The sequence below is a fragment of the Olivibacter sp. CPCC 100613 genome (assembly GCF_036959255.1).
Lineage (GTDB): Bacteria > Bacteroidota > Bacteroidia > Sphingobacteriales > Sphingobacteriaceae > Olivibacter.
Window position 1 is genome coordinate 153213 of record NZ_JAWMTI010000002.1, and the last position, 16983, is coordinate 170195.

General features: G+C 40.3%; 10 protein-coding genes. 2 read left to right on the forward strand and 8 right to left on the reverse strand.

Annotation, left to right across the window (positions count from 1 at the left end; genetic code table 11):
- Window positions 1-4: 4 nt before the first annotated feature.
- Window positions 5-2914, reverse strand: a complete 2910-nt coding sequence (locus RYH73_RS07115) for a SusC/RagA family TonB-linked outer membrane protein (RefSeq protein WP_335312725.1) — start codon at window positions 2912-2914, stop codon at window positions 5-7.
- Between the two features lie 417 nt (window positions 2915-3331).
- Here RYH73_RS07115 and RYH73_RS07120 point away from each other — a divergent pair, with 417 nt between their 5' ends.
- Window positions 3332-4240 (forward strand): alkaline phosphatase family protein, encoded by a 909-nt coding sequence (locus tag RYH73_RS07120; protein ID WP_335312726.1) that lies wholly within the window; start codon window positions 3332-3334, stop codon window positions 4238-4240.
- A gap of 44 nt (window positions 4241-4284) precedes the next feature.
- Here RYH73_RS07120 and RYH73_RS07125 read toward each other — a convergent pair whose 3' ends face one another.
- The 7 genes from RYH73_RS07125 to RYH73_RS07155 all read right to left on the reverse strand — a co-directional run bounded on the left by RYH73_RS07125 (window position 4285) and on the right by RYH73_RS07155 (window position 15788).
- The gene (locus tag RYH73_RS07125; protein ID WP_335312727.1) at window positions 4285-5511 is read right to left on the reverse strand and encodes an MFS transporter; all 1227 of its coding nucleotides are present in this window, start codon (window positions 5509-5511) and stop codon (window positions 4285-4287) included.
- 5 nt (window positions 5512-5516) lie between these two features.
- On the reverse strand, window positions 5517-6596 hold the full coding sequence (locus tag RYH73_RS07130; protein WP_335312728.1) for a zinc-binding dehydrogenase: 1080 nt from the start codon (window positions 6594-6596) through the stop codon (window positions 5517-5519).
- Between the two features lie 168 nt (window positions 6597-6764).
- Window positions 6765-8435, reverse strand: a complete 1671-nt coding sequence (locus RYH73_RS07135; RefSeq protein WP_335312729.1) for a DUF4091 domain-containing protein — start codon at window positions 8433-8435, stop codon at window positions 6765-6767.
- 120 nt (window positions 8436-8555) lie between these two features.
- Entirely contained in the window at window positions 8556-10331 is a 1776-nt protein-coding gene (locus tag RYH73_RS07140; RefSeq protein ID WP_335312730.1) for a RagB/SusD family nutrient uptake outer membrane protein, read from the reverse strand.
- 18 nt (window positions 10332-10349) lie between these two features.
- Entirely contained in the window at window positions 10350-13862 is a 3513-nt protein-coding gene (locus RYH73_RS07145; protein ID WP_335312731.1) for a TonB-dependent receptor, read from the reverse strand.
- A 111-nt stretch (window positions 13863-13973) separates the two neighbouring features.
- On the reverse strand, window positions 13974-15089 hold the full coding sequence (locus tag RYH73_RS07150; RefSeq protein WP_335312732.1) for a FecR family protein: 1116 nt from the start codon (window positions 15087-15089) through the stop codon (window positions 13974-13976).
- Window positions 15090-15179: 90 nt separating this feature from the next.
- Window positions 15180-15788, reverse strand: coding sequence for an RNA polymerase sigma factor (locus RYH73_RS07155; protein WP_335312733.1), 609 nt, complete (start codon window positions 15786-15788; stop codon window positions 15180-15182).
- Window positions 15789-16132: 344 nt separating this feature from the next.
- On the opposite strand from RYH73_RS07155, the gene RYH73_RS07160 reads away from it, so the two are divergent.
- Window positions 16133-16855, forward strand: a complete 723-nt coding sequence (locus RYH73_RS07160; RefSeq protein WP_335312734.1) for an SDR family NAD(P)-dependent oxidoreductase — start codon at window positions 16133-16135, stop codon at window positions 16853-16855.
- The last annotated feature ends 128 nt before the right edge of the window (window positions 16856-16983 follow it).

Sequence of the window (16983 nt, forward strand, 5' to 3'; positions counted from 1 at the left end):
CTCATTAGAATCCAACATTAAGTCCAAAAACGAACAAACGATTTAAAGGTTGATCAATGACACCCTCCCCCTCGGGATCAAAATCCTTCAAGCTGCTGAAAGTGTGCAAGTTTTTTCCGGAAGCATAAATCCGAAGACTTTGTAATTTCCATTTACTTATAAGAGCTGATGGAAAATTATAACCAAGGGTAATATTTCTAATCTTTACATAGGACGCCTGCCGTTCCGTAAGTGTAGTTACATAATTTGAGTTCTTATTCGCATTAGGACGCGGATAATCATTTGTAGGATTTTCAGGGGTCCAATAGTCAATACGCGCACCATTTTCCAAACCATTTCTTTTATATTTTGCATAGTAATCGGAACTGATCCATTGCCCAACGCGGGCCACCAATAAAATATTTAAATCAAATCCTTTAAATCGAAGGTCATTACTCAAACCGGCTGTCCACTTGGGCACTCGTTGGCCAATGATCGTGCGATCAAAAGCATCGATCTTTCCATCGTTGTTCATATCAGCAATTTTTATATCACCTGGTTCAGCACCATATTGAGCGGCCTGTTCTTCTTCTCCTAATTGCCAGATACCTATTTTTTTATAGTCATAATAAATTTGAGCCGGTTGTCCAATAATGAGCGATTCGCGGTAATCATCTGCAATCACATTTCCATTTGGCAAAGCAACAATTTTCTCGTTGTTATGGGCAAAGGTTAGATTGGTGTTCCAAGAGAAGGATTTCTTTTGGATATTATGCGAAGTAAGGCTCAACTCAATCCCTTTATTTTGTGTCCTTCCTATATTACGATTCACCGTTGTTACACCTGTTGAAAGTGGTAAGGTATAAGGAAAAATCAGATCGTTCGTCTTTGCATTGTAGTAGTCAATACTTCCTGTCAATACATTATTGAAAAGGCCAAAATCGACCCCTAGATTCATTGTTTTTGTCAACTCCCATTTTAACGTATTGTTACCAATCAGACCGTTGATAACATAGGCGTTAGCCGCATTGGCGTCATTAAAGGAGAAATTCTGTACTATAACGGAATTTTGTGTAGCATATGGACTGATTACATCATTACCCGATACCCCATAACTGACACGAAGCTTTAAATCGCTGAAAATCTTTTGATTTTTCATAAAGTCTTCGTCAACGAGACGCCACGCAGCTGCCGCAGACGGAAAAAATGCCCATTTGTGCCCTTTGGCTAATTTAGAAGAACCATCGTTTCTACCCGTCAAAGTCAGCAAGTATTTGCCTTTATAACTGTAATTAGCACGCCCACTGAATGACAATAACTTACTTTCGACATAACCACTGCCATAAAATGGGTTTTGATTTGCTCCACCAATGTTATAATAATATTGCGAAGGGAATAATTGGTTATTTCCCCCTGCAAAACTATTCGTATTGGTCCATGAAAGATAACTGGTAACACCCGTCAACTGAAGCGCATGATCACCAAATTGTTTATTATAAGTAATCACATTCTCCCAGCTGATATTACGATCCTGATTATTCGTGATAGAAGCTTGTGAACGAGACCCTTTTCCATCAATTGTATTTTTGGAATAAAAATTTCCGGCCTCGGAAGTTGAAAATATAGCACCAAAGGTGGATTTAATAGACAAGTCTTTCACTGGTTTCAACTCGATATAACCGGAAACCGTTGCGCGGTTTGATTTCGTATTCCGCTTATAGGCATCTGCCTGTTCATCTGCTAGCGGATTGATTAAAGTACCTTGTAAAGGAAATAAATTGAGCTGCCCATTTTCATCATAAGGAAGCCCTAAAGGTGCTATTTTGGAGGCCTGATTAAGTGGATCGCGACGAATATCATTGTCGATATAAGCGAATTGTGACTGCAAGCCTACGTTCATCCAACTGTTAATGGTTTGATCGATGTTTAATCGACCAGAATAACGTTTATACTCGTCCATTTTTAGCAAGCCTTTTTCCTGAAAATAAGCACCTGAAAAGTAAACTTTTGTGTTCTTACCGCCACCACTTACGCTAATTTGGTGGTTTTGCTGAAAGCCATTATGCAACAAAAGATCGCTCCAGTTTGTAAATTGTCCATTCTGAAAAGCTTGCAATTGAAGCGGATTCAAAATTTTATTATCGTCCGCTGGGGAGTTCCAAGTTCCGACCGCTCGATAAGCTTCACGTCGAAAATCTACATACTCCTGGCCAGTCATAAATTCGCCATAACCGGCTACGTGCGAAATACCGGCATACGCATTGTAATTTAAACGGGGCTTTTCATTTGCACCGCGTTTTGTGGTGATCAGAATAACACCATTTGCACCTCTCGAACCATAAATTGCAGTAGAAGAAGCATCCTTTAAAACTTCGATGGATTGGATATCATTGGGATCGATATCTTGTGCAGCAACCCCTTGAATTCCATCCACAATATAAAGCACATTGTTGGAGCTTTCCGGATTTGCAATAGACCGATTTCCACGGAGCTGAACGGATGCCCCTTGGCCCGCGTAACCATTATTTCGTGTAATATCAGCTCCAGGTACCCGACCTTGGAGTGCCTCTGCTGGCGTTGTAACAGGCACCTTTGTCAAATCCTCTCCTTTTACTGAAACTACCGAGCCTGTCAAATCACGTTTTTTCACTTCACCGTAGCCGATGACAACCACCTCATCCAAGGTCTCTTCACTATTCTGCAAAGTAATCTGAATCGATGTTTGATTAGTGCTAAGCGGCATCTCCCGAGAGATATGACCAAGATGTTTAATTACTAAAATAGCGTTTCCATCAGCAGGTAATGTCAAGGAAAATTGTCCATTATTATCTGTTGAAGTGCCCGCCTTGGTTCCCTTTATGGAAATACTTGCGCCGCTTATCGGGGCTCCTCCGGCATCTTTCACAGTCCCCGTAAGCCTTGCCTGCTGAATCATATCGACGCGATTTTTCTCAGTCGCCTCGGCATGATATAAAGATAAAAGAAGAGTAAAACAAAGTAAACTGTTTCGAAAAACAGAAAAAAAAGGGTATCTGACCCTTAACCTCTTAAGATAATTTATCATAATCATTAACACTTATAAGGAGGTAGGCATTATGGTATCTGCCTACGGTTAGCTTTAAAAAGGCCAAGGTAAGTGTTAAAAAAACATTTAGTCTATATAAAATTTGCATCTTATTATATCATCTTACCGTAACAAATATTTTAGGCAACAAGTACTTTATGTCTTTTTTAACGGCTTGGTAATAGTTAATCAGTGTTTATTAATACTAAATATTAGCAATAGTATATTGAATATTAATAAACATTTAACATACTATTGCTTATATTTGCAGATAAAACCTGCTATTTTATGAAAAAGATTCTTCTCTGTTTCTCTCTTCTATTTTTACTGGGCTATCATGGCGTAACTAAACCTAAAAAGGCAACGCGGGTAATCCTTATTGGGCTCGATGGATTTAGTGTTGCCGGGTTTAAACAGGTAAAGCATCCCCATCTGGACGCTCTTTTAAAAACCGGCGTCTTATCATTGAATACACGTACGGTTATGCCCTCGGTAACGATGCCTAACTGGACCAGCCATTTAACCGGTAGCGGACCGGAGCAACATGGTGTTGTCAATAATAACTGGACCTTGTCAAAGCATGAGCTTCCGCCTGTTGCAAGTGATCGTAAAGGCTACTATCCTTCAGTTTTCAAGCTGTTGAAAGAACAGGTTCCTAGCATAAAAACGGCTTTTTTTTACAATTGGGCAAACCTGATCAAACCCTTTAATCAAGATTATTTAGACGAGGTTCATTTCGAAGAAAACGATCTCTATCGTACAAATTACGATAGAGCATTTGCTTTCATCAAGGAAAATCGCGATTTGCCAACGCTTACATTCCTTTACTCGGTCCATATTGATCATGCCGGACATAACCACCAATGGATGTCAGCACCTTATGTGAAAGCGATTGAGGAAGCAGATCAAGCCATTGGTCAGCTAATTCAGCAACTGAAAGAAGAGAATTTATATGAAGGAACCTATTTTATCTTCTTTACGGATCACGGCGGTACCAAAAATGGCCACGGTGGACTTACCTTAGATGAAATGGAAGTGCCATGGGCCATTGTTGGCCCGAATATCAATAAAGGAAAACGATTGGAATCGCCCAACAACAACACAAATACGGCTTGTATAATTGCCCGTATTTTTGGTTCTAAGGATATACCGGAAGCGTGGACCGGAAAAATTCCCAAAGGCATATTCACTAAATAAAATCTGTATATTTGGTCAAATTACGCTGGTCTTCGTTCGATTTTTCAACGCTTACTCTTAATAAAATAAATGATCGCTGTTGACAAAAAACAAATCAAGGCAATTACAAGAAAGATGTTTTGCGAATTACCGGTAATATCGATGGTATGCCCGAGAAGCGGTTCGCCAATAGCCGCAAATAGATAACCGCACATATTCATAAAACCAATTCCCGTTCCCGTATATTTACTTCCCAACATATCCGGACTCAGTGGCCAAAAACAGGCTTGCGGTCCGTAGACAGAAAAACCTGCCAACAGCATCAAAATACCTCCCAACACCAGGTTATGTCCAGGTAAAACATACACCAGTAAAGATACAAAGGCACTTGCCAACATTCCCACAAAAATAGCTTTTAGACGGTCGTGCTTAAATAAGGTATCCGATAATAAACCAAAGGATAAGGCACCCGCTGCCATACCAACCGGCAATAAGAATGTAACCCAAATATGTGCAGGACTATCCTTCCAGTCTTTACCCAGGTAATGAACAGGTACCCAGAATATAAGCCCATAGCGCGCCATGCTTTCAAAGCCGAAAGCTAATGAGGTTAACAAAAACCGTCTATTTCCAAGCACAACTTTGTAGCGCGCCAGCCATGTTTCTTTCGATGACGAAAGTATATCCTCTTCTCCTTGATCAACCTCGTCAGTCGGCTTATCGCGAACAAGAACTAAAAAGATAGTTGCCGATAGGAAAAGCAGTAATACCGGCAAACGAAATAACATACGCCACTCATATCCTTGTGCCAGCAAAATGATAGAAAGAAAATAGGTTACAACCGACGATAAACCTGCAGCCATGGTATAAAAACCAAAGGCCTTTCCGCGCTCTTCGCGCCCCCACCAATTATTAATCAGTTTCCCACCCGGTGCCCAAGCCATCGATTGAAAATAACCATTGAGCGCCCATAAAACCATAATAACATAAACATGATCAGCGAAGCTGATCGAGATATTTGTTAAGATCGATAAATAGGCACCGGTCGTCACCATAAATCTTGCACTGAAACGATCAGCTAAGTTTCCGTTAATGAACTGACCGATTGAATAGCCAATAAGCATGCAAAAACTTATCCATCCAATTGTGGCGTATGGGATTTGAAGGGCCTGTGCCATTCCTGTAGCAGCCCAACCAAAATTATGTCGTCCTGTATAAAAGAACAGATAACATAACATGGTTACCAGCAACATCTTCCATTGTTGTACCCTGAAGCGCTTCGTGTTTGTCATAGAAATTAGTCGGCGGGCGTTGGGTTGATATAAATGCCTACCCTTAATGGTTTGTTTGTTAGCGCATAGTTAAAGGCCATTTCGACCTCTTCTAAGCAAAATTCTTTCCCGACGATTGTGGAGAAAGGGAAATCTTGGTGGTAGTTGCTAATAAAATCAACTGCGTACACAAAATCTTCAAAATTATAGTTATGCAAACCTTTAATTGTCAACAGCCGACGTATCACTTTTTCTGCATCTACTTTTATTTTTCTTGTATTCAGTACGGCACCTACCCAGATAGCGACTCCTCCAATAGCAAGCGAATCGAGTCCGAGCTCCATAGCATGTGGAGAACCGCTCATATCAAAAGTGATATCCACGTCGTTAAGGTTCAGCGATTCATTATTTTTCAGTAGGTGCATTTTATCGGCTCCAAATTCATTTGACTGCTTCAATCGCTGCTCATTTATGTCGGCAACATGAATCTTAGCTGCACCTGCTGCTTTACTCATCGCAACACCAATAATACCTAAAAGACCGGCACCCATAATAAGAACTTTACGATCTTTAACACTTCCAGCTAGGCGAAAAGCGCCGGCAACCGTTGCAATGGCGCAGTTTATCGTGGCAGCAACGGGCAATGGGATGTCCTCATTAATTTTGAGAATGGCTGTACCTGGTTTTAAAATACAATGGGTAGCCAAGCCCCCATGCAATACATCGGTGCCCGTAATCTGCGCATGCCCATATTTAAATAAATTATCTCCTTTTTGGGGTATTCCTTTTTGAGCCATGGGTGAATTCGGATCAGACGAAAATATACTCCAGGTAATCCGATCACCTACTTTTAATTCATTCCCAAAATAATCGGCACCGGGATGAGAAGAAGCGATTGACACGATCTCACCCACAATCTCATGTCCCAATACGGTTGGTATTTTTTCTGATCGTAGCCCGGAATAAGTATGTAAATCACTACCACATAAGGTCGTATACCGATTTCGCACCAAAACTTCACCCTCTTTTAAAGACGGTATTGTTACCTCTAACACCTCCATGGCTTGTTGATGGCCATGAAAGACAACTACTTTTGCTTTATCCATTACCGCTTCTTTTCGCTTATTTTTACCAAGGTACTTTGTTTATGTTTAGCAAAAATAAACAAAGTTTATAATAATTGTTAAGTTTCTGCCAAAAAATCTGATAGGATAGATCAATGCATTCTTCCTTGTTCCCTATTATGGTTTTATCGTTAATTTCAGGTATCGCAACTACGTTGATAAAGCTTCTAAAATGGCTTTTCTGCTCGCTCGAAAATGCTTAATACTTGTATCATACCAGTCAAATCTAAAAATCATATTATCGATGATTTTTTGTGCTAAAGCGGGATTCTTCTTCGCTAACATATGCAATAGCGTATAATCATTAATCCCATCTCTCATCGCTTCCAAACGTATGGAACTATATAATTTTTGATAACCTGGATAAACGATCCAGGAATCTCCCGTAGGTAGTATATTCCCTCCCTCACTATTAATACCGGTTGTTTCTTCAAAAGGTTCCTCGTTCCAGTAGTTAAATCCCCAATGAAGATAACCATCAATTTGATATTTGTAATTGATCCAATGAATCAATCGCGTTTTTATAAGCGGAAGATCGATAAATCGATTTGCATAATTACCCCTAGGTGATAAGCAGGTATAAAACCACACTTCGTCATTCTTTTTTTTACGATCTTCATAGAAAGTAAAATCTTTGTTCAGAAAATCCAATTGAGGCACCCATAAATCAATCGTTTCTGCTAAATCCTTGCTATGGCAAGCCTCCATAATCTTGAGTTGTGGTGCTATTGATTTAACATAACTTGCGATGGCGATATACGACTCCTTGTTATCACTGATGGGTTCATCGGCAATGTGTTGATAGTACATATTGAGCCAGGATTTTTCTTCTAAATGTGTAAGCAATGCCTTAAAAAACTGTGCATAAAAGTCCCTCGCTTTTGGATCTTCAATTGACAAATGTTGAAATTCAGTGGAATTGGTCGTCGGTTCAGGAACTCTTACAATGAATGAACTACTCCAGTTACTTGCTCGTTGGCCTATATGGCCACCTTCAATTCTTCCCAAAACACCAGCTTTCCGAAAGATCTCTACCGTTCGATCGAAACGTGAAAAATCAATACTTAACTGCGAGCCCTTCTTTTTATAAATAGCTAAGTCCAGCGGTGAAATGAGTGCCACATTTTGTCCATAAGCAGCCATTTTATTTGCCAATACTTCTATTAAACGCCAGTATAAGGGCCCAAAAGGTTCCACGTTTTCTCCCTTATTCAACAGCGCCAGGCGTTCAGGTGCTAAACTATACCAATTCGTAATCCAAAGTGCTTGCTTCTCCAATTGAACATCATATACTTGAATAAAAAACTCTTTTTGAATTCGAGTACCTTTCGCTTGTACTACCACTTTTACCGAATACATTCCTTCTTTTGTATCAGCAGAAATGGGTATGTTCATGTAAAATGCTTGAGATGATCCCGCTTGAAGCTTAATTTCTTTATTGTCCAGAATCGGATCAGGATAAAATCCGCTGTTCGAAATAAGTCGATCTACTGCAGGATCGGTATATTGCCTCTCTGCTCTTACGTAGCCAACCGCCCCATAGGCGATACGAGCATGAGGTAAATCCGCAGCTTCAATCGATACAATTACATTATCAATCGTTTGTGTACTGCGAAGCACCAATTGCGCACTGGCCACTTCGCCCCTCGCCACCTCTATCCTGCGAAAACTTTCATTCGGCCATAACGTTTCCGGTAAAATTTTTTCCAGTGGATCCACTAAGGTCGCCGAAATTGGCAGATCTGTTGTCGCTGCATCAAGATGCCCGAAGCTTAACATCAAGATCGTTAAGCCAAGGCTAAGCAATTGTTTTAGATTCATGTTTCTTTCATTTTAGTATTTGACAATGATGGCAGCTTTCCCTAAACTACCAAATGAATAGGAGATACAAAGAATAAAGCAAGCTGTTCCTTTGAACAGCTTGCCACCAACCAATCAAAATTACCACCCGGGGTTTTGCTTAATCTTCGGATTCAAACTGATCTGATCTAATGGAATAGGTGATAAATAATCTCTATCAAGCTTAAATTGATACCCGGCATTTAAGGCACCTACAGGCTGGTAGTATTCGATGTAACCATCGGCATCAACCGGAAAACTTTTAACAGCCGTTGCAATATTCTCAGGCACACCAGGCACCTCCCATTGTGCCCTTTTTGCACCTTTGGGTTTCCATCCCCTGATTTTTTCATCCATAGCCGCCCATCTGAATAAATCATCTGAGCGATACCCCTCGCAAGCAAGCTCTACTCGTCGTTCGCGACGGATCTCATTGAGTAATGGACTGATAGCAGAAAATTCACGATTAGGGTCGTTTTCAATCATGGTAACTGATAGATCAGGCATGTTAACCCGTCGTCTTAGCAAATTAATACTTCTATCAGCATCTACTTGCGTAAACTGTCCAAGTTCAGCCTTAGACTCTGCATAAATGAGAACTGCTTCGGCAAAACGGAAAATGATTTGTCCGGTAGTACCTAGGTCTTGCTGCTGATTGTAGTCTGGATTGTGCCCCTTGTAGAGTTGATAGCCTGTTAATGACTTGTTTTCGTTCGCCACATCGAAAGTAGGATATTCGAACAGAACAGGCGCTTGCCCACCTGGACGATTATCGGTAATGATATGGTTTCCGTCTGGTAAATATAGTGTTTGCTTTAAACGGGGATCCCTATTGGCAACAACATCTTGCAGGCTAGCATCCCCCCTATATAAACTACTTGATCCAATCGGTTTTCCATCGATACACAAATAAGCATCTACTAGATTTTTGGTAAGCCCCCTTCCTCCACCACTTGGCGTATAACGGTGCCATCGATGCCCTAAATTTAAGCTCAAGTTAAAGGCTCTCCACAACATAATTTCATTATTAGCTGTATAATCAACCTGATTGAAGAGACGCCAGTACTCATCCTCATTTGAAAAGGCGGCAAGACCATACCCACCGCCATTGTCCACCAGAGCAGTACTTACAGAAGCAGCCTTTTCCAAAAATTTACGACCATCCGAACCGGAAACCCCAAAAGCTGTGCTTGCGTGATATTTTTCCCATGTACCCTCAAAAAGCGCGATTCTAGCTTGAAACAGCATGGCGATTTCCTTATTAATACGCGAAGCTTCTGCGGAACCTTTTGTAGGTAGATAGGCAATGGCTTTGTCTAAATCGTTCATCAGGGAATCCACAATAACATTTCTAGGTAAACGTTCATTGTAAACCTCCTCTGAAGAAGTGTTAAGCGGAATATTTATCCAGGGTAAATCGCCAAAACTTTTCAACTTGTCAAAGTAAAAATATGCTCTGAAAAAGAGGGCTTCGCCAACATACGGCTTGATTACATCAAAAGATTCTGATACCTTACTATAATTTGCCAATAAGTAATTCACGTTTCGTAGTGCAGACCAATCGGAATAGGCACCATAAGCTCCCCCGCTTCCCGGCACAACCCTTTCCCCATTCAAGGCCGAATTGTAACTGGTAGCGATCATATTATCGCTCCCGTCCGCATCCAAACCGTATATCCCAATTGATCCCCAACCGTTATAATTGGGCAACATCGTATTATAAAAATTATTAACATAAAGTTTCAAATCGTTGGCCGTTTTCCAATAATCTGCGTCGCTGATATTGGTTTCAGGCGTTTGCTCTAATAAATCTTTCTGACAGCTGCTGAATAAAAGGCAGCAATAGCTAAGTAGAACAGTTATTTTTAGTATTTTCATATCGTTCGAAATAAACTTTTAAAAAGACAAATTCACACCCGCTGCGTAGGTCCGTTGTAAGGGATAGATCTTAGCATCACTGATAGATAATTCGGGATCCATCGTTTTAATTAAATCGGTGATTGTAAAGACATTTTCCACGCTTACATAAAATCGTACTTTATTAAAACCTATTTTATCCAACCAAGATTTAGGCAGCGAATAGCCCAGTTGAATATTTTTCAATCTTAGATAAGCGGCATTCTGCAAATAACGTGTTTGTGTTTGCGTATTTTTTCCGTTTTCACCAGTAAGGTAAAACTTCGGGAAATAGCCATTGGGATTTTCAGGACTCCAACGATCTTTATGCACGTCGAAAGGTGAGCTTTGCCATTCATCCCCCGTAATCCCCCAGAAATAGTTGGAACCAACCCATGCATCACGCTTTGCAATTCCTTGAATAAAAAACATAAAGTCAAAACGCTTCCAACTGAGATCGCCTGTGAATCCGTAAGCAAAACGGGGTGTATTATTTCCAATAACACGTCTGTCACCTGGGTTTGAAAGCGTATTATCACCAAAATCAATGATACCATCGTTATTAAGATCTACATAACGTACGTCGCCGGGTTTCCATGTTTGCCCGGAGATACGCTGTTGTGAAGGCGCACCGTCAATTTCCGCTTGGTCCTGGAAAAGTCCGTAGGTAGTATATCCCCAAATATCGCCCATCTTTTGATTTACATACCACGTATTATCGCCTATTAGTCCAGTAGGGTTTGGATAACGTGTTACTTTCCCTTGATAGTCGCTCAAAACAGCACGTAAGCCATAATTAACCTCACCTATCCGATCACGCCATTGTATGCTCAACTCAAATCCGCTCGTTTCCATAGCTGCATTATTCGCGCTGGGTGGGTTATTGCCCAATACACCAGGTAATGCCTGGGCAGGCCCCGCGAAGTCATCTGCTTTACGGATATACCAGTCAAAAGAGGCGTTCAAACGATCCTGCAAAAAACCGATATCCGCTCCGATATTCAGGGAGGTGGTGGTCACCCAGGTTAAATCCGGATTGATGAGTCCAGGAGGCGATACAGCTGCCTGCTGATTACCGCCAAACAACCAGTTCGTGCCAGAAGGACTTGAAGTACCTAAGCTTGGATAAAATGGATACCAATTTGGATTGCTTGGATCGGTATCTATAAAAGCCTGATCACCTAAAGATCCATAGGATCCTCTCAACTTAAAACTACTAAGCGTCGTCTTTATCCGCTCGAAAAACACTTCCTTATCGATATTCCATCCCAATGAGACACCAGGATAAAATTTCCAACGAACCGGCCCAAGAAAGCGCGATGTTCCGTCATAACGCCCATTAAATTCAAAAAGGTACTTTTGTTTATAGTTATAATTAAATCGTCCAAAAAAACCATCCGAAGCAAGTTTTCGGGTAAAATCACTAATAGATGGAGCCGGTCCATAAGTACCTGATAAAGCAGGAATGTTGTCTGAGTAGAGCTGATTATTGCTGGCTGCATACCGCTGATAGTCGGTATAATCGCGCACAAAACCACCCATTATACTAAAAAAATGATTGTCTAACTGTTTTTCATATTTGGTAAACGCATTGATAATATGGTGTTGAGTACGATAGTTTGATCGACTAAAGCCATTGGGATAAGTGCCACCTATTTGATACTGCGAGCCATCCGGGCGAACCGAATAGAGTGTTTTAGTGTGTGCGTTCTGATCTTGAAAGGTTCCGTCAAAGGTATAATTAGCCGTTGCTGTCCAACCGGGCGCCAACTTAAAAGTGAACTCGCCGGTCAATAAGGCCTTGTCAAGCATTGATTTGGCGCGTCCACCTTGCTGATGAAGTAGCACATCACTTGCATCCGAGTAATTACCATCCGGATTAAACAGTGGAACACTTGGCCACTTTCGACCAATTTGGTGCATGTAATTACCGCCTGTTTTTCCAGAATAGGTGTTCGGTGAGTTGCTAAGTTCTTTTGAAAAACTTCCACGATAACTAAAGTCCAACCACTTCGCAACAGACGTTGTGATATTAGTACGGACATTAAAACGTTTATACGAGTCGTTTCCATAATTGTACATACCCGCGCGATCATTATATCCCAGACCGACATAGTAAGTCGTATTTTCAGAACCACCCGAAACCCCGACGTTATGTTGCTGGCTGAATGCCAAATCTTTAAAATAGATTTTAAACCAATCATTATTACCGTTTCCATTGCCCCAGGTGTAATAATCATTCGCACCAGGTTGTGGATTGGCGATCGTTTCGTCCTTAAAGGATCCGTTTTGATAGGCTATAATGCGGTCGATCGTTTCCTGATTAAATATCTCACTTCTACCACCATTTACGGCGGCCTCATTATACAAATTGGCAAAATCCAGGGAATTCAACATTTTTGGTAAATTTATCGGTGCAGCCCATCCCAGAGTGTTGTTATAGGTAATGGCAGGTTTACTTCCATTTTTCCCCTGCTTCGTGGTAATTAAGATAACACCATAAGGTGCACTGGATCCGTAAATAGCTGAAGACGCGGCATCCTTCAGTACCGATATATTTTCGATATCATCTGGATTCAAGCTATTAATATCACCTCCTTGCACACCGTCAATAACGACCAATGGCCCGCCGGTGGTTCCCAATCCCGTGAATCCACGTACATTAATATTTTGTGTTGCGTTAGGAGCACCTCCACTACTACCGGTAATAATATTGAGACCCGGCATCTGTCCTTGTAACGCCTGGCTTACACGTGATATGGAGCGATTTTGCAATACTTCCCCACTAATTTGTGAAACCGCTCCTGTTACAAGCGCTTTATTCTGTGTGCCATAACCTACAACAATAACTTCGTCTAAATCGGCTAAGTCTTGTTTTAAGACAACATCAACCGTGTTTCCTGTAACCATGAGCTCTCTTTGTGCATAGCCCAAATAGCTGAAAACCAACAGAGCATTATTTTTACTTAGATTGAGGCGGAACATGCCTTCTGAATCCGTTAACGTACCGTTTTTTGAACCTTTTTCCTGAACACTTACACCTGCTAAAGGCTTACCTGCTTCGTCTTTTACGGTACCACCAACTGTTAACTGCTGCTGAACCTTCTTTAAAGAGATTGCCGGGGAATCCGCCTGCTTTCGAATGACAATTGATTTATCTTCTACACTATAGGCAAGTGCCTGGTTTTGCAAAACTTTTTCAAGGCTTTCTTCCAAGGAAGCATGTTGCAAATTAATGGTCACCGACTTCGCATTTTGAAGTAAATTACTATTGTAAAAAAGCCGATAACCGCTCTGCTTACTGATTGATTTTAAAATGGATGCCAAGGATGCATTTTTGAACGAAAGATCAATCTCCTGAGAGAATACTTTACCCGATACTTGCAACAAGGAAATCAATAATAAAAAAAAGGTCAGTTTACTGATTTTTAAAAACTTAGAATAAAAAAAGGTCCGACGGGACTGGTAATTTTTAGGCCAATAAGGTGCTTTGTATTGAATAGTTAAATTCATACATTTGTAAATTAAGTTAGTCGATTAGTTTATTTAACTTCTTAGGCAAATTGACTTGCTCCAATTTAAACCGGAAGCGCGGCATCGCTACCGGTTTTTTTAATATGATTCTTACATAGGCATCTTGGTTTTTACGTAAATCTTTTTGTTATTAATCTCAAATTTCAGTTCCCCGGTTCGTTCCATCATATCTAAAACCTGCTTTAAGTTCACATCCCTGGGTATATATCCGCTATATTGATCGTTTCCAATCCCATTAAATTCAACCTCCACATCATACCATCTAGCCAATTGTTTCATAATCTCCCGTATTGGTGTTTCATTAAAAATAAAATCACCATTCTTCCAAGCTAGCGCTTCCTCCACGTCAGCATCGCGTACCGAACTAGCAGATTTTGCACCGCTCCATATCGCCTCTTTCCCCGGGTTTAATGTTAGTGTCTGTTGCGTTTGATTGTTTATCACCTTAACTCGCCCTGTAACGAGCGTAGATATTTCCTCAAAATCCTCTTGATACGCTTTGATATTAAAACTTGTACCAAGCACCTGAATAGCTTGATGACGTGTGTGCACAATAAAGGGTTGATGACTTTCATGGGGCTGAGCTCTTGGCCGGACCTCGAAATAAGCTTCACCGTAAAGTTCAACTTCTCTTGGTGCTTTACCGAATTGGATAGGAAATTTAAGTTTTGTGCCAGCGTTGAGCCATACTTTGGTTCCATCACTCAATATCATTTGATATTTCCCCCCTTTCGGTATAGCAATCTCGTGATAAGTCAGCATTTCATTGCCTAAGTCTTCCTCTGTACGATAATCAATTATATTTTCCTTACCATGAAGAACGCGAAACCCTTGCGCTAAGTCGCCCTTTGCCGAATTCGAATCTAATCTAATTTTTCTGCCATTTGCCAAGGTTAAGATCGCCTGATCTTCCGCTGCTGTTATCGCTTCCGTTAAATAAGATACTTTGGAATTACGTGTATTATGATAATAAAAGAAAAGACCAGTACAAACACAACAGATAAGGATGGCTGCAATATGAAGGTAACGGAGATGAAAACTACGTTTCGATTGGATTTGATTAAGATGTTCATCCATGAATTCAGCTAGATAAACATCTATTTTACCAGATTGCACAAGCTGAAAAAACACCTCCAGCTCCTTATCCGTAGCCGAGCCATCACGATACTTACGAATCAATTCTTTATAAAAAAAGTCTTTGTTCATTTGGTGCTATGTAGTTCATCGAGCTACATAAACTAAGACACCTGAATCCTTTTTTAGGGTACCTGAAAAGCGGAACTTTTTCAAAAAAAATCAAATGTATGAGGAAATAGAAAAAATAATCCAAAAGAAAACACACCACCGTACTTCCAAAGGCCCCTCGATCAAAGCCTTGAGCGTTTTCATGGTCTGTACCATGTGTTTTTTAATTGCATTCCGACTTACTCCCAGCTCACGAGCTACTTGGTCGTAGGTTTTCTGTTCTTCGCGGCACAATTTGAATATGCGACGTGCAGTAGGCGTTAAGCCTGCCAGGGTTTCCTGTAAATAGCGTTGATATTCTTTCAATTGCACCTCGTTTTCGGTCGTCTTCTCGTTGCTGGGATAATAGTTAAGGACCTCACCTAAAACTGTGCGTGAATTACTAGCTTTCCTTAGCATATTCAGTGTATGGTTACGTGCAATGGTAAATAGGTATGCTTTAAAACATTTAATTTCCCGTAAACCCGTACGGTCGTGCCAGATTTTTAAAAATATCTCCTGGCAAATATCTTCCGCCAAATCCGGCGATTTAACGTAATCTAAGACAAAGGAATAGATTTGTTTAAAATACGTAGCATACAACATATAAAATGCTTTTTCGCTACCACTTGCCAATTTATGGATTAAGATAGATTCATCGGGATTAAAATAGGCCTTCATCTTTCAAAAATTTGTACCCAACCATATAAATAAACCTCCCAGCGTATGCGTACGCATTACCTTCCCAAAAACGCCTTAGTAAAGACAGGTATGATCAGTTAGCTTTTCACAATGCTAGAGAAAAAAACAGAGTATAACAAACCGGTTACAAACGCAAACGGTTGCGTAAAATGGAAAGATTTTTTTTAATACTTCCTGATTTTAACAAGATCATGTTATAATCTAATAAAGTGATATTCGAAACACGATGCTCGGTTTTGACAGCACCTTCTATTTCAGTTTTCCTGTTTAATATGTAACATTCCTTATAACTGCCTAGTCTAATTAAGCGTTCAACATATTCAATGACTGGAAAGAAAATAATCATTATAGGTGCCAGTTCGGGCATCGGCAGATCCTTAGCAGCGCTTTTAGTCACTAAAGGCAATATCCTCGGCATTACTGGAAGACGTAGGGCATTGCTAGATGATTTCAAAAATAAATATTCGAAAAACATCTATACCTCTTCGTTTGATATCAAAGAAACCAGTACCTGTCAACAGTATCTAGAAGAATTGGTACAACAGCTAGGAGGCCTGGATTTGCTAATTATAACTGCGGGGAACGGAGAAATAAACGAAAGTCTTGATTTTTCAGTGGAAAACGAAATGATAGCACTCAATGTAACTGGCTTTACTTGTGTGGCGGATTGGGCTTTTAACTTTTTTCAACAACAAGGCTATGGCCATTTAGCAGGCATTAGTTCTATTGCAGGCTTGCGAGGCAGTCGACAAGCTCCCGCTTATAGTGCTACCAAAGCTTACCAAATCCGTTACTTGGAAAGTCTTCAGCAAAAAGCGTTTCATCAACAAAAACGGATGATTGTCACCAATATTTGTCCGGGCTTTGTCGATACACCGATGGCCAAATCCCCTGTTAAATTCTGGGTGGCACCTGTCGATAAAGCTGCAAAGCAAATTATTCAAGCATTAGACAGGAAGAAAAGCACGGTATACATAACTCATCGATGGAAAATGATTGCGTGGTTGTACCGTTGTTTACCAAGTTTTATATATAAGCGCTTATAATTTTGCAGAAAAGCTAGAAAACTTAATATTCTCGCTAATATATATGTTAAAAAAGTTGTGTCTAATTAAAATAAAGTCTTCAATAACGAAAAATTGTTTATCTTAGCGTAATAGATTTACAATTAAAT

Bases quoted from the DNA above. Each gene is read 5' to 3' on its own strand.
- RYH73_RS07115 (WP_335312725.1), bottom strand. From the start codon at position 2,914: ATGATTCAGCAGGCAAGGCTTACGGGGACTGTGAAAGATGCCGGAGGA.
- RYH73_RS07140 (WP_335312730.1), bottom strand. From the start codon at position 10,331: ATGAAAATACTAAAAATAACTGTTCTACTTAGCTATTGCTGCCTTTTA.
- RYH73_RS07130 (WP_335312728.1), bottom strand. From the start codon at position 6,596: ATGGATAAAGCAAAAGTAGTTGTCTTTCATGGCCATCAACAAGCCATG.
- RYH73_RS07145 (WP_335312731.1), bottom strand. From the start codon at position 13,862: ATGAATTTAACTATTCAATACAAAGCACCTTATTGGCCTAAAAATTAC.
- RYH73_RS07125 (WP_335312727.1), bottom strand. From the start codon at position 5,511: ATGACAAACACGAAGCGCTTCAGGGTACAACAATGGAAGATGTTGCTG.
- RYH73_RS07160 (WP_335312734.1), top strand. From the start codon at position 16,133: ATGACTGGAAAGAAAATAATCATTATAGGTGCCAGTTCGGGCATCGGC.
- RYH73_RS07135 (WP_335312729.1), bottom strand. From the start codon at position 8,435: ATGAATCTAAAACAATTGCTTAGCCTTGGCTTAACGATCTTGATGTTA.
- RYH73_RS07150 (WP_335312732.1), bottom strand. From the start codon at position 15,089: ATGAACAAAGACTTTTTTTATAAAGAATTGATTCGTAAGTATCGTGAT.
- RYH73_RS07155 (WP_335312733.1), bottom strand. From the start codon at position 15,788: ATGAAGGCCTATTTTAATCCCGATGAATCTATCTTAATCCATAAATTG.
- RYH73_RS07120 (WP_335312726.1), top strand. From the start codon at position 3,332: ATGAAAAAGATTCTTCTCTGTTTCTCTCTTCTATTTTTACTGGGCTAT.